23 protein-coding genes are annotated in these 22,736 nt (G+C 31.9%); 2 read left to right on the plus strand and 21 right to left on the minus strand.

Annotated elements, in window-relative coordinates:
* Nucleotides 1-136 precede the first annotated feature (136 nt).
* The gene (locus ABDZ69_RS12650; RefSeq protein WP_343770161.1) at nt 137-1,006 is read left to right on the plus strand and encodes a zinc dependent phospholipase C family protein; all 870 of its coding nucleotides are present in this window, start codon (nt 137-139) and stop codon (nt 1,004-1,006) included.
* A 158-nt stretch (nt 1,007-1,164) separates the two neighbouring features.
* Here the strand turns inward: ABDZ69_RS12650 and ABDZ69_RS12655 are convergent, their stop codons facing one another.
* The 10 genes from ABDZ69_RS12655 to ABDZ69_RS12700 form a co-directional block, all read right to left on the minus strand.
* On the minus strand, nt 1,165-2,880 hold the full coding sequence (locus ABDZ69_RS12655; protein ID WP_343770163.1) for a methyl-accepting chemotaxis protein: 1,716 nt from the start codon (nt 2,878-2,880) through the stop codon (nt 1,165-1,167).
* Nucleotides 2,881-3,092: 212 nt separating this feature from the next.
* The gene (locus ABDZ69_RS12660) at nt 3,093-4,931 is read right to left on the minus strand and encodes an extracellular solute-binding protein (RefSeq protein ID WP_343770164.1); all 1,839 of its coding nucleotides are present in this window, start codon (nt 4,929-4,931) and stop codon (nt 3,093-3,095) included.
* 3 nt (nt 4,932-4,934) lie between these two features.
* Complete coding sequence (locus tag ABDZ69_RS12665) at nt 4,935-5,795, minus strand: ABC transporter permease (RefSeq protein ID WP_425544650.1); 861 nt, start codon at nt 5,793-5,795, stop codon at nt 4,935-4,937.
* A 12-nt stretch (nt 5,796-5,807) separates the two neighbouring features.
* Nucleotides 5,808-6,893, minus strand: coding sequence for an ABC transporter ATP-binding protein (locus tag ABDZ69_RS12670; RefSeq protein ID WP_343770166.1), 1,086 nt, complete (start codon nt 6,891-6,893; stop codon nt 5,808-5,810).
* Nucleotides 6,894-7,093: 200 nt separating this feature from the next.
* Nucleotides 7,094-8,026, minus strand: a complete 933-nt coding sequence (locus ABDZ69_RS12675) for an alpha/beta hydrolase (protein WP_343770167.1) — start codon at nt 8,024-8,026, stop codon at nt 7,094-7,096.
* Nucleotides 8,027-8,038: 12 nt separating this feature from the next.
* Nucleotides 8,039-9,151 carry an alanine racemase gene (locus tag ABDZ69_RS12680; RefSeq protein ID WP_343770168.1) on the minus strand — a complete coding sequence of 371 codons (1,113 nt, stop codon included), beginning with the start codon at nt 9,149-9,151 and terminating at the stop codon, nt 8,039-8,041.
* A complete protein-coding gene (locus ABDZ69_RS12685) occupies nt 9,144-9,929 on the minus strand; it encodes a YhfC family intramembrane metalloprotease (protein WP_343770169.1) in 786 nt (261 codons plus the stop codon). Before ABDZ69_RS12685 ends, ABDZ69_RS12680 begins: the two co-directional genes overlap by 8 nt.
* Before the next feature lie 125 nt (nt 9,930-10,054).
* Nucleotides 10,055-10,261 (minus strand): cold-shock protein, encoded by a 207-nt coding sequence (locus ABDZ69_RS12690; RefSeq protein WP_343770170.1) that lies wholly within the window; start codon nt 10,259-10,261, stop codon nt 10,055-10,057.
* Between the two features lie 154 nt (nt 10,262-10,415).
* Nucleotides 10,416-10,583, minus strand: a complete 168-nt coding sequence (locus tag ABDZ69_RS12695) for a zinc-ribbon domain-containing protein (protein ID WP_027623829.1) — start codon at nt 10,581-10,583, stop codon at nt 10,416-10,418.
* A 238-nt stretch (nt 10,584-10,821) separates the two neighbouring features.
* The gene (locus ABDZ69_RS12700; RefSeq protein ID WP_343770171.1) at nt 10,822-11,382 is read right to left on the minus strand and encodes a DUF1836 domain-containing protein; all 561 of its coding nucleotides are present in this window, start codon (nt 11,380-11,382) and stop codon (nt 10,822-10,824) included.
* Between the two features lie 155 nt (nt 11,383-11,537).
* Between ABDZ69_RS12700 and trhA the strand changes: the two genes are divergently transcribed.
* A complete protein-coding gene (gene trhA, locus ABDZ69_RS12705) occupies nt 11,538-12,191 on the plus strand; it encodes a PAQR family membrane homeostasis protein TrhA (protein WP_343770172.1) in 654 nt (217 codons plus the stop codon).
* Between the two features lie 57 nt (nt 12,192-12,248).
* Here trhA and lplA read toward each other — a convergent pair whose 3' ends face one another.
* The 11 genes from lplA to ABDZ69_RS12760 form a co-directional block, all read right to left on the minus strand.
* Complete coding sequence (gene lplA, locus ABDZ69_RS12710) at nt 12,249-13,256, minus strand: lipoate--protein ligase (RefSeq protein WP_343770174.1); 1,008 nt, start codon at nt 13,254-13,256, stop codon at nt 12,249-12,251.
* Nucleotides 13,246-14,949 (minus strand): dihydrolipoyl dehydrogenase, encoded by a 1,704-nt coding sequence (gene lpdA, locus ABDZ69_RS12715; RefSeq protein WP_343770175.1) that lies wholly within the window; start codon nt 14,947-14,949, stop codon nt 13,246-13,248. The genes lplA and lpdA overlap by 11 nt, the downstream gene beginning before the upstream one ends.
* A 66-nt stretch (nt 14,950-15,015) precedes the next feature.
* Entirely contained in the window at nt 15,016-15,369 is a 354-nt protein-coding gene (locus ABDZ69_RS12720) for a carboxymuconolactone decarboxylase family protein (protein ID WP_343770176.1), read from the minus strand.
* Between the two features lie 126 nt (nt 15,370-15,495).
* A complete protein-coding gene (locus ABDZ69_RS12725; RefSeq protein WP_343770178.1) occupies nt 15,496-15,939 on the minus strand; it encodes a MarR family winged helix-turn-helix transcriptional regulator in 444 nt (147 codons plus the stop codon).
* A 20-nt stretch (nt 15,940-15,959) separates the two neighbouring features.
* Nucleotides 15,960-17,342: an MATE family efflux transporter gene (locus tag ABDZ69_RS12730; protein ID WP_343770179.1), complete on the minus strand. Its 1,383-nt coding sequence runs from the start codon at nt 17,340-17,342 to the stop codon at nt 15,960-15,962.
* Between the two features lie 204 nt (nt 17,343-17,546).
* Entirely contained in the window at nt 17,547-18,215 is a 669-nt protein-coding gene (locus ABDZ69_RS12735) for a DUF421 domain-containing protein (protein WP_343770180.1), read from the minus strand.
* 17 nt (nt 18,216-18,232) lie between these two features.
* Entirely contained in the window at nt 18,233-18,586 is a 354-nt protein-coding gene (locus ABDZ69_RS12740; protein ID WP_343770182.1) for a DUF4363 family protein, read from the minus strand.
* A gap of 133 nt (nt 18,587-18,719) precedes the next feature.
* Nucleotides 18,720-20,171 carry a TrkH family potassium uptake protein gene (locus ABDZ69_RS12745; RefSeq protein ID WP_343770184.1) on the minus strand — a complete coding sequence of 484 codons (1,452 nt, stop codon included), beginning with the start codon at nt 20,169-20,171 and terminating at the stop codon, nt 18,720-18,722.
* A complete protein-coding gene (gene trkA / locus ABDZ69_RS12750; protein WP_343770186.1) occupies nt 20,122-21,528 on the minus strand; it encodes a Trk system potassium transporter TrkA in 1,407 nt (468 codons plus the stop codon). The genes ABDZ69_RS12745 and trkA overlap by 50 nt, the downstream gene beginning before the upstream one ends.
* A gap of 103 nt (nt 21,529-21,631) precedes the next feature.
* Nucleotides 21,632-21,997, minus strand: a complete 366-nt coding sequence (locus tag ABDZ69_RS12755) for a DUF4363 family protein (protein ID WP_343770187.1) — start codon at nt 21,995-21,997, stop codon at nt 21,632-21,634.
* Complete coding sequence (locus ABDZ69_RS12760; protein WP_343770188.1) at nt 21,990-22,700, minus strand: YetF domain-containing protein; 711 nt, start codon at nt 22,698-22,700, stop codon at nt 21,990-21,992. Before ABDZ69_RS12760 ends, ABDZ69_RS12755 begins: the two co-directional genes overlap by 8 nt.
* Nucleotides 22,701-22,736: the final 36 nt, after the last annotated feature.

A 22,736-nucleotide genomic window follows, 5' to 3' on the forward strand; every position in this document is an offset into this window, starting at 1 on the left:
TTTTTAAGGAAATTAATCACGCTTTTTTTAAGTGACATTTAACTATTATGTTTGAATTGTATGTTAAATATTTTAAGTAATATTATATAATAATAATCATTAAGATATATAATTATCCTAGAAAGGATGTGACGTTATGCCAGGTATTATTACTCACTATCTTTGTGGAGATGAAATGATTAAAGCCTTAAATAACATAGAGTTGAAAAATTTACTTATACAATATAGACAAGTTTTTAATTTAGGTACTCAAGGTCCAGATATATTTTTTTATTATAGAGTTTGGCCTTGGAGTAATAATGATGGTGTAAGCCATATTGGAGATACTATGCACGAAAAAAATGTTACCTTATTTTTTAAAGAAGCTTTAAAATACATATTCAGTACCAAAGAAAGTACCAAAGCTTTACTTACAGCCTATATTTGTGGTTACGGATGCCATTATTCCCTTGATTCAAACACTCATCCTTATATTTTTTATAGAACAGGAGAGGATTCAGCTTTCCACAGGCACTTTGAAACCTCCCTTGATTTTATTATGCTCCAAAGGCTTAAAAATAAAAATCCTTGGGAGATAAAACCTTACAACCTTGCAAAGATAGGTAATATTGAAGCTTTGACCATAGGCAAAATGTATAATCATATTTTAAATAAAGTGTATGATATAAATATAGAAGAAAGTCAAATAGTCACCGCTATCAAAGATATGAGCAATGTTCAAAGAGCATTAATGGATAGAACGGGCATAAAAAAGAAGCTTCTACACAAAGCTCCCCTTATATCCAATATGATATATCCATTAAAGATTAATGATAATATAGATTACTTAGGAAACTCTTCTTTCATAGAAATGTTCCAAAAATCCGTAAAAGAATCAGAAGAAATTTGCATCAAATTATATAATGATAGCTTAAGTGAAATTCTTCTATTAGAAAATGAAGATTATATAGGTAATAGGTCTTTTACTACGGGATTGGATTGTGATTTATCAAATAACAAATATTAAAGTAATTCCCTTATAGCAACTTCTATTAATCAACTTAAGTTTCGTTAAATGCTACACATGTTTGACCAAAGGGAGTTTGTGTAGCATAGAAACCTTTTATAAAAGAAATTTTAGAATTACTTATTGAAACGAAAGGATTTCAAGTACTATATAGATTTTTAAATCTTAAACTCCTCCACAGAAGAATTCAACCCATTGACTATTTCATCAAGCTTCGTTATAGCTTCTCTTACCATTTGGATGGAATTAGTTTGTTCTTCTGAAACTGCACTTATTTCCTGTGAAGTAGCTGAATCTATTTTTACGGAATCCGCTACATTTTCCACGAAACCTTGAACTTTATTCATAGATTCTTCTATTTCCTTCATATCCTTAACTATAATCTCTACCTCATGGGTTACAGTTTTTGCTTTATTTTCAATTTCCCCAAAAATATTTTTAGTATCCTCTAAGTCATTTTTAACCTTTTCTCCAAAGGCTTTATTTTCTTCCATTACAGAACTAGTGCTACTTATTATTGAAACTATATGATCTATTATAGTTTTTATTTCCTCTGTAGCTTTTGAGGATTCATTGGCAAGTTTTCTTATTTCATCTGATACTACAGCAAATCCCCTACCACTTTCTCCAGCTCTTGCTGCTTCAATAGCTGCGTTTAATGCTAATAGGTTTGTTTGGTCAGCAATAGATTTAATTGCTTCCACCACATTTCCTATATGCTGTGACTTTTCTGATAACTCACTAATTCCCTTTCTAACCTTTGTTCTTCCTTGGAAATCTAAATCAAAACTATTATTAAATTTTTCAAAAGCCTCCATACCTAAATTATTAATTTTAAGCATTTCCTCCGAGTTTTGTAAAAGCTCACCTAATTCCTTATGAATATCTCTCGTATTATCAGAAAGACCATTCATAGCTTCTAAGCTTATACTAGCACCATTAGCATGATTAAGAGAAGTTTTTGCTACTTCCATAATACTACTTGACATTTCCTCACTAGAAGCCAATATTTCATTAGAAGAAATATTAATCCCCTCTGATATTTGCACTAAATCATCTGTAGTATGACAAATATCATTAACCATACCTTTCAGTTTATTTACCATAGTTTTAAAACTATCATAAAGGATTTTAATTTCTTCTCTATCCCCATCCATATTGTCAATTTCTACAGTCAAATCATATTTTGATATTTTTTCAGCAGCTAAGCTTAATTTCTTAATTGGTCCAGCTATTCTCCTTGATATAAGGATAGCAATAATTATCGTAACTAAAACTATAATTATTGTCATTATAATTAAAGTAATTTGAAATGCCTTGAAGTTTTTATATTCCGCCTCTACATCAAAATCAGCTCCAATAAAGCCTACTACTTCTCCACTCCCATCCTTTATTGGGTAATAAGAGGATATTAATACTCCATACTGCTCGTCTATTACAAAGTCTTTACTTACATAGGGATTTCCTTTCATAACCTCAAGATATTCATCGTAGGTTTTTTCTACTTCTCCAATGGTAGTAGAATCCCCTTCATCTACTACATAAGCAAATTTATTATCTTTATTTAGGGTCATGGCATAAAAATATTTTGCACCTGTTACATTTTTGAATTCTTTATAATCATGTTTCAGTTCTAGATATTTAGGATTTGTTTTATCTCTTGATTCAAATATTTCCTTAAAGTCCTGTATATTCATTGCCTCTGCTGCATATTTTGTAGCTTTTAACCCATTATTAGCTAAATCCTGTACAAATAACTTTTTTGACCTATTTAAACCTAGTGATAAAAATACTATTAGAGCTATAGTAATTAATACACTAAAAATAGTTGTCAACCTAAATTCAATTGTGTTGGTAAAATTTTTTTTCAACATCTTATTATCCTCCAAATCAGCAATATATAACCTTATTTCGCTATTATTTTATCATATATTGACATTTTTCACCATTGTACTATTATTAAGTTTTCCTTAATTAAATATTATTCTTACCTAACTAATAGTTGTTTAGTTAATGTGAAAATTCCTTTATGGAATTTTATAAAAAAAGAAATCCCCCAAAGGGGATTTCCGCCAAAACTAAAAACTTATTGTTTAACCTCAGACCAAATGCTATCTAAGGTGGTTATTGCATCTCCAATATCTCTTAAATACTCACCCTTTTTAACTTCTTCTTCTGCTGGGTATACTGCCATGTCTTCCATGATTTCCTTATCTATATATGGATATGCAGCTACATTTGGATTTCCATAAGGGAAGTGCTTGGAAATTTCAGAGCTTATTTCTGGGTCCATTATAAAGTTCATAAATAACTCTGCCGCTTTTACATTGGTAGCAGCCTTTGGTATTACAAAATTATCCTGCTGAAGAAATAATCCCTCTTCTGGTATTACATATTTTACATTCTGATTTTCTCTTTTAGCAAGGCTTCCTTCTGCTCCCCAGGCAAATATAGCTTTTGCTTCTCCATTTATAAGAGAAGTTTTGGGGCTATCGCTATCGTAAGCTTTTACATTAGCCTGAAGCTTCTTTAGTTCTTCTTTTGCCTTAGCTAGTGCCTCTGGACTAGTTTCATTCAAGGAATATCCAAGCTTTTTAAGAGTAATTCCTATAATAACCCTTTGGTCGTCTAAAAGGGTTAAAGAATGTTTCAATTCTGGCTTCCAAAGGTCCTTATATCCTTTTATAGTTCCTTCTGGTACTTTTGAACTATCGTATGCAATTATACCAGCCAGCCACATATAAGGAACGCTATGTTTGTTTCCTTCATCAAAAGGTAGATTTAAAAACTGTGGCCCTATATTAGCTATATTAGGTAAATTTTCTTTATTTATTTCCTGAATCAGGTTTTGCTTCTTTAATATTTCTACCATAAAATCACTGGCAACTGCTAAATCATATTTACCACCGCCAGCCATAAGCTTTGCTAGCATTTCTTCATTGGATGAAAAAGTGCTATAGTTAACCTTTATGTTATAGGTTTCTTCAAATCTTTCTATAACAGATTGTGGTAGATATTCTGACCAGTTAAATACATTTAAAACTTCTTGCGGTTCTTTGCTCCCTTTGTCTACAGCATAGGTTCCATATCCAAAACCACCTACTGCTAAACATAGTACTGTGAGTAGTGCCGCTCCTTTTTTCATGTTTATATTAACATTTTTTATTAAAAGAGCTCCTACAATAGTAACAAGGGTAAATAACATTATTATAGTTGATAGAGCATTTATCTCTGGGGTTACTCCAAACTTAACCATGGAGAATATCTTTAATGGAAGAGTCATACTTCCTGGACCTGCCACGAAAAAGCTTATAATAACATCGTCAATGGATAGAGTAAAAGCTAATAACCCCCCAGATATAACTCCTGGCATAATTAAAGGCAAGGTTACATTGGTGAAGGTTTGCCATCCGCTAGCTCCCAAATCCATAGCTGCTTCTTCTAAACTTCTATCAAACCCATCTAATCTTGTTTTAACTACAGCTACCACATAAGCAACGCTAAAGGTAACATGGGCGATTATTATAGATATCCTCCCTAGTTCTATATCCACAAGGGCAAAGAAGGCTAGTAGGGATATACCCATTACTATTTCAGGTATAACTAAGGGAACATATAATATGGAGTCTAATATATTCTTTCCCTTAAATTTATATCTATAAAGTCCAATAGAGGCTAAAGTTCCCAGCACAACAGATATCACCGTGCTGACTATGGCAACTAAGATAGAGTTTTGAAGAGCCTCTAGTATTCCTTTATTTTGCATTAAACTCCCGTACCATTTAAAGGTAAATCCTGTCCATACTACATTTAGCTTAGATTCGTTAAAGGAAAATGCTATAAGTACCATTATAGGTATATATAAAAACATATAGATTAAAAACATATAAAGAGGTTTTATTATACTTCCTTTATTTTTTTTCATCTCCTATAGCACCCCCCTATCCTTAGTACCACCATGCTTTGCATAGTAAGCAATAAATATCATCATAACAATAATCAATATAACAGATATAGCGGCACCAAAAGGCCAATCTCTTGCTGTTAGGAATTGATTTTTAATCAAGTTACTCATAAGTACTACTTTACTTCCTCCCATAAGGTCTGTTACAAAGAATAACCCTAGGGTTGGAACGAATACTAAAAGAGCACCGGATACAATCCCCCCCTTAGTTAAAGGAAGGGTTACCTGCAAAAACTTATCTATTTTTCCTGCACCCAAATCATCCGCTGCTTCAAGTAGCCTCATATCTAATTTTTCAATGGAAGCGTAGAGAGGTAATACCATAAATGGAAACATCATATAGAGCATTCCTATCATAACGGATGTATTATTATACATTAATTGTAAGGGTGATTTTATTAATCCTAAGTTTAGCAAAATATTATTTAATATGCCGTTTGTTCTAAGCAATATTATCATGGCATAGGTTCTAACTAAAGAATTAGTCCAAAAGGGTAATATTATAAGCAATAATAATATGGGCTTTATTTTCTTATTAGACTTTGCCACCATGAAGGCAAAAGGATATCCAAATACTAAGCATAACACCGTAGTAGCTAATGCTATAAGTATGGATTTAAAAAATATATTCAAATATAAAGGATTTAAAAGTCTACCGTAGTTTGAGAGAGTAAATTTATATACTATGTCTCCAACTTCTCCACGCGTACAAAAACTTACAACTACTATCATTATAAGAGGTAGAATAAAAAATCCAAGCATCCACAGAGCTACTGGAAATACTGTTACCAAGGGCCCTGATAATTTTGATAATCTATTTTTCAAAGTACCCACCCCCTATTCCTTAATAACTACTGTATGATTAGGGTTCCAGGTTACAAATATATCCTTCGACTCATCCTCAAATTTATAGTTTTGTCCTATCGGTTCATTGACAACAATTTCTTTTCCATTCTTAAGTATAAATACTGTTTTAATATTTGAACCAATGTATATTCTCTCTTTAAATTTACATTGAAGCCAAACATCTCCTTCTTCTGGAGCTGTTTTTATTTTAATTCTTTCTGGTCTAACAGATACAGTAAATTTATCTCCTATGTCGTAGCTTTCGTTAGGAATTCTAATTATATCTTGTTCCTGCTCAAGATGAAGTAGTACTTCTGTTTCCTTAATCTTTATCGCTTGTCCTTCTAGAATATTTGTTTCTCCTAAAAAGTCTGCAACAAATTTAGTTTTTGGCTTTTCATAAAGCTCTTCTGGGGTTCCAACTTGTTCTATAACTCCCTTATTCATAACTACAATTCTATCTGACATGGTAAGTGCTTCTTCTTGGTCATGGGTTACGAATATAAAAGTTATTCCAAGATCCCTTTGAAGGTGTTTTAGTTCCAGCTGCATTTGCTTTCTTAGCTTTAAATCCAAGGCACTTAACGGCTCATCTAACAATAGGACCTTAGGGTTATTTATAATAGCCCTAGCTATAGCCACACGTTGCATTTGGCCACCACTTAATTGAGAAGGCATTCTGTTTTCATACCCCTCTAATTTTACTACTCTTAACATTTCATTAACTCTTTTCTCAATTTCCTGACTTGGCACTTTCTTCATTTTTAATCCAAAGCCTATGTTTTGAGCAATAGTCATATGTGGGAATAATGCATAATTCTGAAATACTGTATTAACGCTTCTTTCGTTAGGTAGTTTTTCTGTTACATCTTCTCCATCAATTACAATCTTTCCACTTGACGCGGATTCAAAACCAGCAATCATTCTTAATGTAGTGGTTTTACCACAACCACTAGGTCCTAATAAAGTTAAAAATTCACCTTTTCTAATTTCTAGATTAAGGTCCTTTACTACAGTCTCTCCATCATCGAAGGTTTTACAAATGTTTGACAACTGAACAAAAACATCTTGTCCCAATCAACCACAACTCCTTTTTTACATATATTTTGCTTAAAAAATAAAAAACCCCCTATTAGTCCCATGGGCTTCATGGGGCCTATTAAGAAGTTTTATTCAATAGGAGTTATAACGACCGTAAAATACCACTCAATTATAACTGAAAAGAATATAACATATTGATGTATAAATATCAATATTTATTTTTAAAAATAACCCTTTTATTTTCCATGTATTTTTAGCCAATTTATAACATCCTCTATTACCTCATCTTTGTTAGTTTCATTTAACAATTCATGCCTAGCTTCTTTATATAATTTATAAGAAACATCTTCTATTCCTACCTCTTTATATAAATGGAATAATTTCATAATGTCCTTGCCATTATTGCCTACAGGATCCCCATCTCCTGAAATTATTAATACAGGAAGCTTCTTAGAAATCTTTTTAATATTATTAGGGTCATTTACTTCCCTTAGACCAGTTAACAAGTCACAGAAAAAACCTGTAGTACATATACATCCACATAGAGGATCACTAACATATTTCTCTACTTGTTCCTTATCTCTAGTTAACCATGCAAAATTTGTATCCTTATCATAAAATTGTGCACTAAATTTACCAAAGCAAAGAACATCCATTAATTTACTCTTTTTATTTTTACCTATTAATTTGCTTTGTATAGAAGCTATAGCATGACCTAAAGCTATTTCCCTTTTACTTTTCATACCAGTACCACAAAGTATTGCTCCATTTAACTCTTCTTTATACCTTTGTATGTAGCTTCTAGTAATAAAACTCCCCATGCTATGTCCAAATAAGAACAATGGTATTTGTGGATGATTTTCCTTTATTATTAAGCTTAATAAATGCACATCTTCCACAATTAAATCCCAACCATCCTTTTCTGCAAAGAAACCTAAATCTTCTGGCCCTTTTGCCGTATTGCCATGCCCTCTATGATCATTAGCATAAACTATATATCCTGAATCCGTTAATGCCTTAGCAAAATGCTCATATCTTCCAGCATATTCTGCCATTCCATGGGCAATTTGAACAATTCCCTTTACCTCTATCCCTTCTTCTGGCAACCATTTATATGCAAATATATCTGCATTATCTTTACCTTTGTATAAAAATGTAGTAGAATTCATAAACAAGTCCTCCTATTGAGATTTCCCTCTTCCTAATATAGCAACTTCTCTTAAGACATTTCCCCCTGATACCAAATATGCTTTTTCATATAGATTACACACAGGGCAAATGTGGTTAGGTATAATTTCAATCTTATCTCCCACATTAATTTTCTTGCTAAAGTCCCTATTATTTATAAGTCCATGTTCATCATAAACTCTAGAAAGTCTTATATTATCAGAGTTTTTAACTAATCCGTTACCTAGGGTAGCGCATATGCCAAGGGTTCTGGACTGAGCCGTTAAAGCCTTAGCTCCTGTATCTAAAACCACTCTTTCCTCAGTGGGCTTACTTATTATTGTAGCTAAAACTGTAGCAGCGCATTTCTCAAAGTCATCTATAGCACTGCCTTGTCCCACATCCATTAAAATATAGGTTCCTGGTCTAATTTCTGTTATCTCTGGCAATATTTTAGAATGCATCAAGGAGGGAGTTGCCCCTATGCTTATCGTGTCTATATCTACTCCTAAAGCTTTTATTATGTTTGCACATTCTATAGTTCTTTGTTGACTTTTAATAGATTCCTCAATACATTTATCAACATTCTCCACATTGTAAGTGCGCCCTTCATGGGAGAATACTCCTTTAAGTATAACCTTATTTTTAGCTTTTATGTGATTTACCAAATCTATTAAATCTTCTTTTTTTATTATTCCAGACCTATTTTCTCCTACTTCGATTTCAATTAAGACCTCTATCCCTTTATCTTCATTTTTAAATACTTCCTCTAATTGGTCTATTTGAAATTTATTATCTACACCTGTTCTTATATTTATTTTTCTATTTAACTCTCTAATTCTTTCTAATTTATTTATCCCTACTATCTCATTTGCAATAAATATATCTTTAAGACCATTTTCAGCCATAACTTCTGCTTCTCCTACCTTTGCTACAGTTATGCCTCCTGACCCAGCCTCCATTTGAAGCTTTGCAAGTTCAGGCATTCTATGGGTTTTAGTGTGTGGTCTCAATTTCACTCCATATTCATCTGCTTTCTTTTGCATAAATTCAATATTTTTCATCATTATATTGTAATCAATTATTAGCGCTGGAGTATCTATAAATTGATACTTTGATTTAATCATGCAAAATCCCCCTCTTTTTAGATCTTATTGTGTAGACTAAAAATGAAATTCCCGCAACCGCTACAATTCCTTCCATAGCCCAAAGGTTTGTTATTATTCCCTTTTGGAATAACGCTGCTGGAAAATCTACTAAGGCATGAAGTAATATAGCATAAAGCAAATAAATATATTTTTTATTTTTAACCCCATATAAAACTAAGACTGATAGCCCTACTTGAATACATAGTGCAAAAAGTCTTTCAATTCCACCTATTAAAAAATGATAGGAGGGTGCATTTATCAAGGAGCTCCTTATACCTTCAATCATATAGGTTGGCAGCTTTCCAGCAAACTGACCCTCAAAAGTTCCTTTATTTATACTTAAGGCAAAAATTAAATTTTGAAGGGCAGTAGCTCCTCCAATAAGAATAGCTTCAATACCACCGTGCCCAATTCCAAAAGCTACTCCATCTTCCCACCTTCTATAAGGCTTAAGTATTAGAGTATAAGCCAAAAATCTTCCACACTCCTCAAATATACCCGCTGCAAAAGCTCCATATATAGCATATGCCCAAGGGTTTTCTAAAAGCTTTGTTGTATTTACATTGGTAACTAAAAAATACTTATGCATTAAACTTTCCAAAATCAGAACAAATAAAACAAATACAAAAATCCCAGTAAAAATACTCTTAAAAGAGATTTTATATTTCTTATATAAGTATATAGTAATGGATATAGGTAATATAACAGATATTATAATAGTAATAATCATAAATGTAATTGATAAATTGCTAACCATGATATTTTTCTCCTTTTAAAATCTTATTATTTATATTATACCATTTATTAACAGCCACACCATAAGAAAATACTTAAATTAAAAAGACTGCCGATAAATATAATCTATCAACAGCCTTAAGTATACTATTCCATTTTTTGAACATTTATAGCTTGAGGACCCTTATCTCTTTCTACTACATCAAAAGTTACATGTTCACCCTCATGCAAATCTTTGTCATGACCTTTTTCTTTAATACTGGTATGATGAACAAATACATCATTACCGTTATTTCCTGAAATAAAGCCATAACCTTTTTTATTATCATACCATTTTACTATTCCAGTATACATATTTTTTCCTCCAAATAATTAATTTTCAAGCTTATTATTTGTAGAAAGATAACAAAGTATACTTTCCTCCGAGGTACTTCCATACTTCAAATTAAATTCAAAAAACAAAAATCCCTGTAAGGTTATCCTTACAGGGATGTAGTATTCAAGAATATTATCTTCTGAATCCTCTGTTGTTGTTTTGTTGCTTTCTTGCTCTTCTGCAATCAGCACATCTTTGTGGTTCGTTTTCGAATCCTTTTTCTTTGTAGAACGCTTGTTCTCCTTCAGTGAATATGAATTCTTTTCCGCAGTCTTTGCATACTAATGTTTTATCTGCCATTTCAACATTCCTCCCTTTGATTTAAGATTTAAAACATGACTAACCTACTTTCCTCAAAATGGGAATGTTGTTCATCACTTAAATCTTTTTAATTAGTTAGTGTTTTCCTAACTTTTACATTGTAACATATATATTCATTATTGTCAATACACCTGCGCTTAATGTAAGACAATTTTGAATATATAAGTTTATTCTTATTTTAACCATTGAGAGAAACTTTATACAAGTTCTTTATTATTTACAAAAACTTATCAATGATTTTTTCTGCTAACCTTTTCTCAATATTTGCCCTATTTATTAAAGAAAGAACTAAAAGAATTATCTCTATGTAATCATTATTTCTATCTTTGATAAAGTGACCCTTATCTTTAATTATATTTACTAATTCCTTTATTTGATTTTTAGCTACTTCTTCTTGACTCTTCTTTATATCTAAAAAAGCCTGGTATATTTCCTCTACTGGAGTATCCTTTGATATGGGCTGAAATAAACTTCCTATATCATTAATAGATAGATTTTGTTTTAGGTTATATATGAGATTTATTAATATTATTTGTTCCTTATTGTACTTTTTCCCTTTAACTGGTGGTAAAATTTTAGCCTTAGCATAATTATTTATCATAGTCTTTGTCATTATTTTTTCATTTTTATCTCTTTTTAAATCACCAAGTTTCTTTTCAAAAAGAGTTATAACTTGATCCATATATAAATCAATATCGGGAATGTCTGAAAGATTAATATCCTTAAAGGAAGTAACCTCCTGAATTAAATCATTTATTTCATCTTTTTTAAATTCCATGAATTTCACCTCGAATTATAGTGTAAAATAATAATAAATAAATTTATTTTATATATTGAAAATTTAACATATTTATATTACTATTATATCATAGAGCTATGTAGTTTTAAATACTACATTTCATGGTATCATATACATAAAGGGAGGTTAATAAAATGTTCAAAAAATTTAGGGAACCTGTCAGTGGATTAACTCATTTGGCTGGTGCATTAGCTTCAGTAGTAGGTTTAATCATATTAGTTATTTTATCAGTATTTAACAAAACTAGTCCTTGGCATATATCTGCTTTTTCAATTTTTGGGGCTAGCTTAATATTATTATATACTGCAAGTTCAGTTTATCATCTTACTCCCGGCTCGGAAAAACTTATAAAAATATTGCGTAGAATAGATCATTCTATGATTTATGTACTAATTGCAGGAAGTTATACTCCTATTTGCTTAGTTGCTTTAAGAGGTGTATGGGGCTGGAGCATATTTGCTACCATATGGAGTCTTGCTCTTATAGGCATTATAGTTAAAAACTTTTGGTTTAACGCCCCAAGATGGCTTTCTACTTCCTTTTATCTACTTATGGGATGGTTAGCGGTAATTGCAGTATACCCTATGTCAAAGGTTATTCCAACGGGTGGAATGCTTTGGCTCTTTATAGGAGGAATTGCATACACTATCGGTGGAGTTATTTACGGAACAAAATGGCCAAATATTAAATTTAAACATTTTGGTTTTCATGAAATATTTCATCTTTTCACCTTAGCGGGAAGCTTTTGTCACTATTGGCTTATGGTTAGGTATGTGCTTTATATCTAGTTAATTAAAAATTCCTCCAGAATTTCTATAATAGAATTCTGGAGGAATCTTTTATATTTAAATAACTTCTAGAACATTTTCTTCAATTATTGCTTTAACCAAATTCAATATTTCAATTCCTTTAGCGGAAAATAATCCTCTTTTATCCTCTAGTACTCTTACCATTGATGTTCTATCAAAGGCACATCCCTTTAAAAGGTTTTCTATTATTTCAAATTCCTTTGTGAATAAAGAATCGGTATATATTTTACATCCATTAATATTACCGTCCTCCATAGAGATGTTAATTTCCACTTTACCTTCACTGGTAGCCTTATCCATGGAAACTTCAAAATCAGGGCTATCTCCATATATCCAATCACTGCTTGAATATTTCAACATAAGATGATTAATACTTAAATCTCTCTCATGTAAATATTGTATACTGCTTATATCGCCGTATTTAAATTTAAAAGCCTCTATTAAAGATTCCATTAACTCCTCTATAGTTAAATCTTTTTTATATTCTTTTAAATTAGCAACTCTACTTTTTACTGAATCTATACCTTTAGAGGTTAACTTATGAGTAGATGGAGTTAATATTCCCGTAAGCTTTTCAATATTTACTTCATAAAGTAACGTACCATGATGATAGTATTTATCGTTATCCCAGTAGAATGCATTGCCTGATATTTTTTTACCATCTACTAAAATATCATTTCTTCCCGAAAAACTACTTTCTATTCCTATGTTTTTTAGAGATTCTATAATTACCTCTAATTGTTTATTTAAATCTTCGTTTTTTTCTTCAGTTAGAAAAGTAAAATTAAGGTTCCCTAAATCATGATAAACAGCACCACCACCTGAAAGTCTTCTAGCTACTTTGCCATTAATCTCAGAAACCTTTTCTAAATTGCATTCTTTCCACGGGTTTTGGTTTCTGCCTATGACTACTGTATTTTCATTTCTCCATAGATATAATATTATTTCATTTTCATCTATATTATTTAATAAGTATTCTTCCAAAGAAAGATTAAAATAAGGGTTAAAACTTTTCGATATTATTACTCTTCTTTTAGATATCAAAATGTATAGCACCGCCTGTTAACGCTAACGCAGCCTCATGTATAGCTTCCCCTGTAGTTGGGTGAGCAAAAATTGTTTCCTTGATTTCTTCTTCAGTTAAATTATTTTTAATAGCTAAAGTCAATATTCCAATTAAATCTGAAGCATGTGGACCTACAACAGAAGCACCTATTAAACTATTTGAGTCTACATCCTTAATAATCTTTACAAATCCTTTTTCTTCTCCATAGGTTAAAGCTTTTCCATTTGCCACAAATGGGAACTTACCTATGCTTATGTTCATTCCCTTTTCCCTAGCGCATCTTTCTGTCATTCCTACAGTAGCTACTTCAGGAATTGTATAAACTACTCCTGGTACTGCTGAATAGTCCATTTGCTTATCTTCCCCTAGTATATTGTCTACTGCTACCATACCTCCATGAGAAGCTACGTGAGCAAGCATAACCTTGTTATTTACATCTCCTATAGCGTAGATGTTTTCAATGTTTGTTCTCATTCTATCATCTACTTTTATTCCTCTTTTATTGTCATTTAATTCTATGCCCACCGTTTCAATGCCTAGTCCTTCTAAGTTAGGCTCTCTACCAATGGCAACTAAAACCTTGTCACAGGTTACAAACTTTTCATTATCATTCATTTCAAAAGTAACAATTGCTTTTCCATCTTCACTATTTTTTACACTAGTTACTTTTGATGATGTATAAAATTTAATTCCTTTTTCTTTTCCTATGGATGCTATTTCCTCTATAACATCGTCGTCCATAGTACAAAGTACCTTTGGCATGTATTCTATTACAGTTACATCCACACCAAAATTAGCGTATATGAATGCAAACTCCATTCCAATGACCCCACCGCCGATTACTACCATTTTTTCTGGTAGTTCTTTCATATCCAGGGCTGTGCTACTATTTAGCACCTTATCTCCTTCAAAGCCTTCTACGTTTATCTTTGATATCTTTGAACCTGTTGCAATAATTATATTTTTTGTATTTATAGTAACTTCTTCTCTCTTGCCTTTAACAAAAACTTTATTTTTGTCAATTATTTCACCAATGCCCATAACCTTTTCTATGGAATTTTTCTGTAAAAGAAAATCTATTCCTCCTACTAGTTTATCAACTATGGAATTTTTTCTTTCTATAACTTTTCCCATATTAACTTTTGAGTCTGAAACTGAAATTCCAAATTCCTCACTGTGCTTAATATCGTTATAAACTTCTGAGGATCTAACCAAGGCCTTTGTTGGTATACATCCTACATTTAAGCATGTACCACCTAATTTATCCTTTTCAACGATAACAGTTTTTAAACCTTTCTTTGCTGCATAAATAGCTGCTACATATCCTCCAGGGCCCCCACCTATAACAGTTACATCACATTCAATTTCCCTTTTTAATGGTTTTAACATTGATGCAAAATAGTCCATTCCCTTAGGTTTTTCTTTGTTTTCCATAGAAGTTCCTTCTACCATAGCAATTATATCTCCTACGTTTACCATAATACCTTCTTCTACTTTTATTTCCTTTACTATACCACAGCAATTTGATTTTATTGAGGCATTTCCCTTATCTCCCTCAACTTGAAGAATTACGTCTCCTTCTTTTATACTATCTCCTACTTTGACATTTATCTTACCAACTTTTCCTTTTTTACTATGGCCAGATAGCTTCTCTATCTTAATGGTTACCATAACTTTCCCTCCTGCTTATAATATAACTATACCTGTGCAAAAATTTGCACAGGTATTTACTAATTATTATTTAAAATCATTTTCAAATTCATCAAGTGAATCTTTAAGAAGAGTTACTGAGTATGCCATTGATGGTCCGCCCCCAAAAGCAACTGCTACCATGGCAGCTTCCATTATTTCATCTCTAGTAGCTCCAGCTTCCAGCGCTTTAAATACGTGGAATACTATGCAATACTCACAACGATTATAAGCTGCTACAGCAACACTTATAAGTTCTTTAGTTTTAACATCTAAATTTCCTGGAGCATATGTAGTTCCTAATAGATTCATAAATGCTTCAACATGTGCTCCATTAGTAGTTCCTAGGTCTTGTAACCCTCCTAAAAAGGCATTTAACATTTCTCTTGGATCTTTTTTCATAATATCTCCCCATCCTTACTTTATTTACTTGTCATACTAATACTTGCTATAGCAAGTATCTTCATAAATAATAATACCACTTGCTAGCGGTATTATCAATAGGAGATTGTGAAATTTTTTTCATTATTATCTGTTGCAATTATTTCTTTTCTTTACATTTATTATAATTTTCTCTAATACCTCTTTAAATACGGCTAAATGCTCTTCGCTGATTCCATCTATGCCTTCCCTAGAAAACTCTTCTCCAACAGGCAATATCTCTTCTCTCTTTTCTTTTCCCTCTTTAGTTAGATGGAGCTTAGTAACTCTTCTATCTTCACTATTTTTTATTCTTTCTACTATTCCTTCTCTTTCCATCCTATCAATTAGCCTTACAACAGTAGATTCCTTAACATTCATTTTATCCGATAGGTCTTTTTGAGTTATTCCTTCTTCTTCTCCTATATAATATAGGGCTATCCATTGAACTCTTGTTATATTATAAAGTGCTACTCTATCATTAAAAGCATCTACAATTTCTTTAGTGCCTCTACTTGTTATGATTCCAATACAATCATCTAAATTAAACATAGCTGGCTCCTCCCTAAAATTTACATATAATTATAATTAGCTTTATTATCTCTTATAACTTTATATTTTTTACTCAAATATATTATGAACCAAGCAGTAAGGATTACTCCTTTAAATACACTACTCATACTTATACTCCACCAAATTCCATTAAGGCCTAATAAATCCTTTGAAGATAAAATAATGGCCGCAGGTATTCTTAAGGCTGTGAAAAAAATTCCTACCAAAGAAGGTGGTATGGTTTTTCCTAATCCATTAAAAGCTCCCGCAGTGGCGATTTCTATACACATGAAAAGCTGAGAAAATGCCAATATTTTAAGGTAGTCCACTCCAAAGGGAATAACATCTGCCTCTCTTATAAATAATGAGAACAGAGGCTTGGCCCCGAAATAAAGTAAAGCTGTATTAAATATTCCTAAAAAACTTACAGCCAAAAGGGCCTTGAAATATCCTTCATAAATTCTATCCCACTTTTTAGCGCCATAGTTTTGTCCCACATAGGCACTTAAAGCAGTTGAGAATCCTCCCGCTGTCATCCATGAAATAGCTTCTATTTGAGAGCCTATTTTTTGTACTGCAATGGATGTATCTCCAAAGGAAGAAACGATTCTTGCTATAAGCATAGCAAATATGCAAAACAATCCATTTTGCATAGCAACAGGCAAACCATATCTAAATATAGATTTAACATATTCTAAATCAAATTTATCTAATAGATTAACATCCTTTAGGAAAGTTGTCTTTTTTACAATGACGTATATAAAGGTAGCTGCAACAATAAATTGAGCAATTATTGTTGCTATGGCTGCTCCTGTCACCTCAAGTCTTGGAATGGGACCAAAGCCAAAAATAAATAAAGGATCTAATATCATGTTAAAAATTAGCCCCAATGCATTGATTTTAAAAGGAGTTTTGCTATCTCCATAACCGTTAAATATAGCCGTGCACACAGGATTAATAAAGAAAAAATTTATTCCTAAAGCAACTATAAGCAAATAACTTTCTGCCATATTGATAATAGAAGCTTCTCCTAAATTAAAAAATCCTATTAAGCTTTTTCTAAATATAATTAATATTAAAGCATAAATTACTCCCATTAAAATATTTATTTTTATGGTATTCTTTATGTATTTTTTAGCTCTTTTCATATCTCCTCTACCCACAGAATGAGACACTCCTATTTCCGCTCCTATCTTTGATAAAAATATAAGAGAATTAGCAAGCCAGGTGAAGAAACCCGCAGTTCCTACAGCTGCTACAGCTTTACTGCTTAATCTTCCTAGATAAAGCATATCCGTAAGATTGTATGCCATTTGCACAAAGGATGTGCCTATTATAGGTATAGCTAATTTTACCAATATATTTAAAATGTTACCTTCTGTTAAATTTAATTTTTCATCCATACTTAGTACCTCATAATTCACTATTTTAATATACAATAAATATTATTTTATCATAAACAGAGTTCTTGCACCATATGGAGTGGAAAACTTCATATGGTGCTTAGAAATCGTTATCCAGGGGCGTAGCCGCTCTTAACTCCCACTTTATAGAAGATGGGAGTATTAGAGCGGGTAGCCATCGGATAAACTTAGAAAAAAGTATGGTTATTTTTTTATAATATTTACTTTCCAATTGGGAGTTAATTCTGCCAAACTCACCTTATTTTCATCCTTTATCCCCTGTTTTTTTAGTTCATGTAATAGCCATTCTTCATTTCGTTTTATATGGTGAATGTTATTGTATAAAATACTTCCATCCATTATTAAAGGAATGGTTATACCTTCTGCATCTGGAGTAATTTTTAAATCCTTTAATTGAACAGGCTTATTCTCTCCTTTAGGAAATACAGATAAATTTCCTTGAGGTTCCATAATGGCTGTATGTATATCCATCACGCTGTCGTAGCCTTGCTGCCGACATAACCCTTGAAGCTGATTTAAGCTTAAGCCCATATTTCTTAAGGCCTTCATATCTATTTTCCCATTTTCTATAACCACCGTAGGAAGATGCTCTAATACTTTTGTAAACTTATTTACTATAGATAGGCGAGATGTTAAAAGCATTAATAATATTAACATTCCCGAACCATATATAGACTTTATAGTTACCTTATCCACCAATGGCTCCGCTGCTACATTGGCTAGTATCATTATTCCTGCTATTTCATAAGCTGTCATTTGAGCAATAGCCTTTTTGGATAAAGCCCTCGCACAAAGATAAGTAAAAAAATATACCAATATAATTCTTACAGTGTAAGAAAAGAACTGTTGCATAATTATTCCCCCTTAACTTAAGGACCTGAAAAGGCTGTGACCACATAATCTAGTGAATACATAAGAGCACCAACATATTCAAGGGCATTTTTAGATTCTGCCTGAACCGCATAATCTAATTGTCCAAAGGTGTAATCAAAGTTTATAAAGGCCTCAGTAGCATTATTTATTTGAATTACTCCTCTATTATTTATATATATTCCTTTTAATTCCTCCATTTGTTTTTTCGCTTCCGTCCAATCATCTCTCTTTATATTTTCCTCAATACTTTGAAGCTTAGACTCTATTTGGTTTTTAGGTAAAACTCTATAAATTGCCATCCATAAAAATATGAAAGCTATAAGCCAAACAAACATAATATAAATTCTCATATCCCTTCTACCATACACTACCCTCTCCCCCTCTCAGTATTCTTTTATGTATATTGTGCGGCAAGTTCATAAAATTATACTAATAGAAAAAATAAAAGCCCCATGCTAAGCATGGAACTTTCTTTTTTAGTTATTACACATTGACTTTTCTCCAAAAGCTTGGAAGAAGTAATAAAAGAATTGGATATATTTCAAGTCTTCCAATAATCATACATAAAGATAAAACTATTTTAGATAGATCTGTGAACTGCGAAAAATTTCCCATAGGCCCTACCGTACCTAGCCCTGGCCCAATATTTCCTAAAGTAGCCGCTACAGCTGTGAAGGTTGTTAATAAATCTCTACCCTCTAATGATATTATTAAAAGAGCTATTATAAATATAAAAATATACATAAAGAAGAAAGCCAAAATTTCTGTTAAGGTTTCTTCTTCTATAACCTTACCACCAAATTTAACGGTGTAAACTGCCCTCGGATGAATTATTTTAAATAATTCTCTCTTCATGGATTTAAAAAGTAGCAGTATTCTAATATTCTTTATACCTCCACCAGTAGATCCAGCAGATGCTCCAATAAACATTAATAGTATTAGTATAATCTTGCTAAACCCTGGCCACTGATTAAAATCCGTAGTAGCATAGCCTGTAGTAGTTATAACAGAGGCCACTTGGAAAGATGAATGTCTTAATGCTTGTCCTAGGCTGCTAAATATATTTCCGTAAATATTTATAGTTATTAAAATTATAGAAGTAAGGACTACTCCTATGTAAAGTTTAAACTCTTCATCTTTAAAAGCTTCTTTAATATTTCCTTTAATCATTTGATAATATAATGTAAAGTTCACACCACAAGCCAACATAAAAATTGTTGTTATAACTTCTGCATGAACATTATTATACGCTCCTATACTTAGATTCTTAACAGAAAATCCTCCTGTTCCTACTGTACCAAAGGTATTAACTAAAGAATCAAACAGTGGCATGCCTGTGAGCATTAAAAGTATTATCTGTACAATTGTTATGGAAAAATAAATCATATATAAAATTTTTGCAGTATGACCTACTTTAGGTACAATTTTTCCTGGTGTGGGCCCTGGACTCTCTGCTTTCATTATTTGAACGCTTCCTCCACCAATAGTGGGCAGTAAGGCTAGAGTAAGAACTAATACTCCCATTCCTCCTGCCCAATGGGTAAAGCTCCTCCAAAACAAAAGTCCATAAGGTAAACCCTCCACTTCCGTTAAAATACTAGCTCCTGTAGTAGTGAACCCTGAGCTTGCTTCAAAAAATGCATCTATAATGGAAGGTATTGCTCCACTGAACACAAAAGGTAAAGCTCCAAAAAAGGAGATTAATATCCATCCAAGAGCAGCAATGGCAAAGCCGTCTCTAGCATAAATATTTTTGTTCTTTGGTTTAACTGCAAAAGCTAAGAATCCTACCGTAAAAAGTATAGCTATAGTACTCACAAAGGCGTTAATATCATATCCCTTGTACAAAATCGAAACAAAAAGGGACGGTGTCATTATTATGGCTTCACTTATTAATAAAATCCCCAAGTATTTTAAGACCATTCCAAAATTCATTTTCTACTCCTCCATTTATGCTCAACACTAATTCTTCCATACTATTAATATTTTTTCCTTTTGAGATTACAATCACTCTATCTCCTTGAACTATGGAGTCATTTCCATTGGGGATTATAATGTCATTCCTTCTAACTATTGTAGCAATTATAGAGTTTTCCTTAAACTTTATATTTTTTAAAGGTTTGTTTAAGTAAGCATCTTTCTTACCGGCTACAAACTCTATTATTTCAGCTTTTCCTTCTACTATACGATATAAGGACTCTATTTTATCTCCTCTAATGTATTTTAATATTTGGTCTGTAGTAATTTTTTTAGGACTTATAATATGGTCAATACCTAAATTGCTTAAAAGGTTCATATAGTTAGTCCTGCTGTTTTTAGCTATAACCTTTTTCACTCCGTTTCCCTTTGCTAAAAGCGAAGATAAAAGATTTTCTTCATCAATGCCCGTTACTGCGATAAACGCATCCATATCCCGTAGATTTTCAGATAAAAGAATATCTTCATCCGTTCCATCTGCATTTATGATAAGGGCTTTAGGAAGAAGTTCTGAAAGTTCAATGCATCTTTCTCTATCTATTTCTATAATTTTAACCTTCATTCCCATATCTGTTAAAATATTAGTTAGATAATAAGATATTCTTCCTCCTCCTAAAACCATTATATTCTTTAATTTTAAAGGCATTAAGCCTGCTAACTTGCAAAAATTATATAAGCTTGAAGACTTTCCTATAACATAAATACTATCGTTTTCTTCAAGTTTAAAGTCCCCATTAGGTACAATTACTTCATTATCTCTAACAACAACTCCTACTAATACTGAAATTCCTGTATTATGTAGAATGTTTCTTAAGCTTCTTCCTTCAAAGCCCATATCCTTAGTGACTTTTAAACCAATCATCTTCACTCTTCCCTTTGCAAAACTCTCCACGTTCATTGCTGGAGAAAAATTAAGAGATTGTGCTATTTCATCTGCCGCTGCTAGCTCTGGATTGATTACCATTTCAAGTTCTAGTTCTTCTTTTAGTGAGGATAACTCCTTGGCATATTCAGGATCCCTAATTCTTGCAATAGTATATGATATACCTAATTTTTTTGCTGTGAGACAACATACCATGTTAATTTCGTCACTACCTGTAACAGCCATAAGTAAATCTGCTTCCTTTACTCCTGCCTCTAAAAGTATATTAGTACTAGTAGCACTGCCTTTAATACACATTACATCTAGATTTTCTTCTGCTTTCATTAAAATTTGTGGATTTTTATCTATTATAACCACATTATGATTTTCCTTTGCTAGATTTTCTGCTAAATCGTAGCCTACTTTACCAGCTCCGGCTATGATAATATTCATATAATTTCTCCTACCTTATAATTTATTAGATAATATTTCCTTAAATACTATATATAATTATACAATATAATTCTTTTTATAAGGTTGTCAACTAAATCATCGTTTATCTTCCCAGATTTACCCAATGTTCATGAGCTTCACTTAACTCTATTAACGCAGAACTCTTATCTCTACTTAAAATTGCTCCATTAAGCCTTGCTATATTTGTACTTAAGGCATTTATTTCATCTCTTTCAGAGCTATATTGAACTCTTTTTATTATTCTAGTCCATATATGGCCTAATGCTTCTGTATTTTTAGAAGCTTCCTCCCATCTATTTTCACTAACATTTTTCATAACTATTTGAATAGCTTGTGGAAGATTATCCTCCTTTGACAAAGGTCTTTTCAAATAGTTTCCACTTAGCATTACTACTATGAAAACTAAAAGTATAATAATAGGTATGGCCTTTTGTATAAATTTACTCATTTTTATTTCTCCTATGAATACGATCATTATATTTATCAATGTACAAGCTTCCTGTAGGATTTATGAAAGCCAAGAATACTTCCGATACTTCTTTAACATTATATTTTTTCAATTCACTCATAAGCCACTTTCTTCCTTTATTAATACTTCTTAAATTTTCATCTAAAACTACTCCATCATATATTAATTCTGTTCCTAAAGCTAAGGGCTCCGTTTTAATTTTCATATCCTTAGGCGTTAATGGTTGATGCTCAGTTTTTAACATTATAGATATTTCCCCATTGGTTTCTAAAATTGCATATTCTATTTCACTTAAATCAAATACATTTTTATTCCTTAAAAGACTTAATAGGTCGGCAGCCCTAAATTTCATCTTCTTTAAAGAATCTTCCATTATCTTACCCTTCTTTATTACGATTGTAGGTTTTCCATCCACATATTCCCCTACCTTTATCCACTTCATAGTGATAACCTCCATTAAATAGCTCAAAACCGCCCAAGTTATGAGTCCTACCCAATGAGGCCATGCCCTGCTAGACAAGTCTGTGGTTAATGTAGCTGCAATGGAACCTATAGTAATACCAAGAACATAGTCAAAAAACGCCAATTGGCTTATCTGCTGCTTTCCAAGAATTTTTGTGAAAATAAGCAAAGAAAAAAAGCTAATTACTGAGCGTACTATAACTACTAATCCTTCATTCAAAGTATTCCCTCCAAACATTTTATACTTTGAATATAT

It is taken from the genome of Clostridium malenominatum, assembly GCF_039521365.1.
GTDB lineage: Bacteria > Bacillota > Clostridia > Clostridiales > Clostridiaceae > Clostridium_AW > Clostridium_AW malenominatum.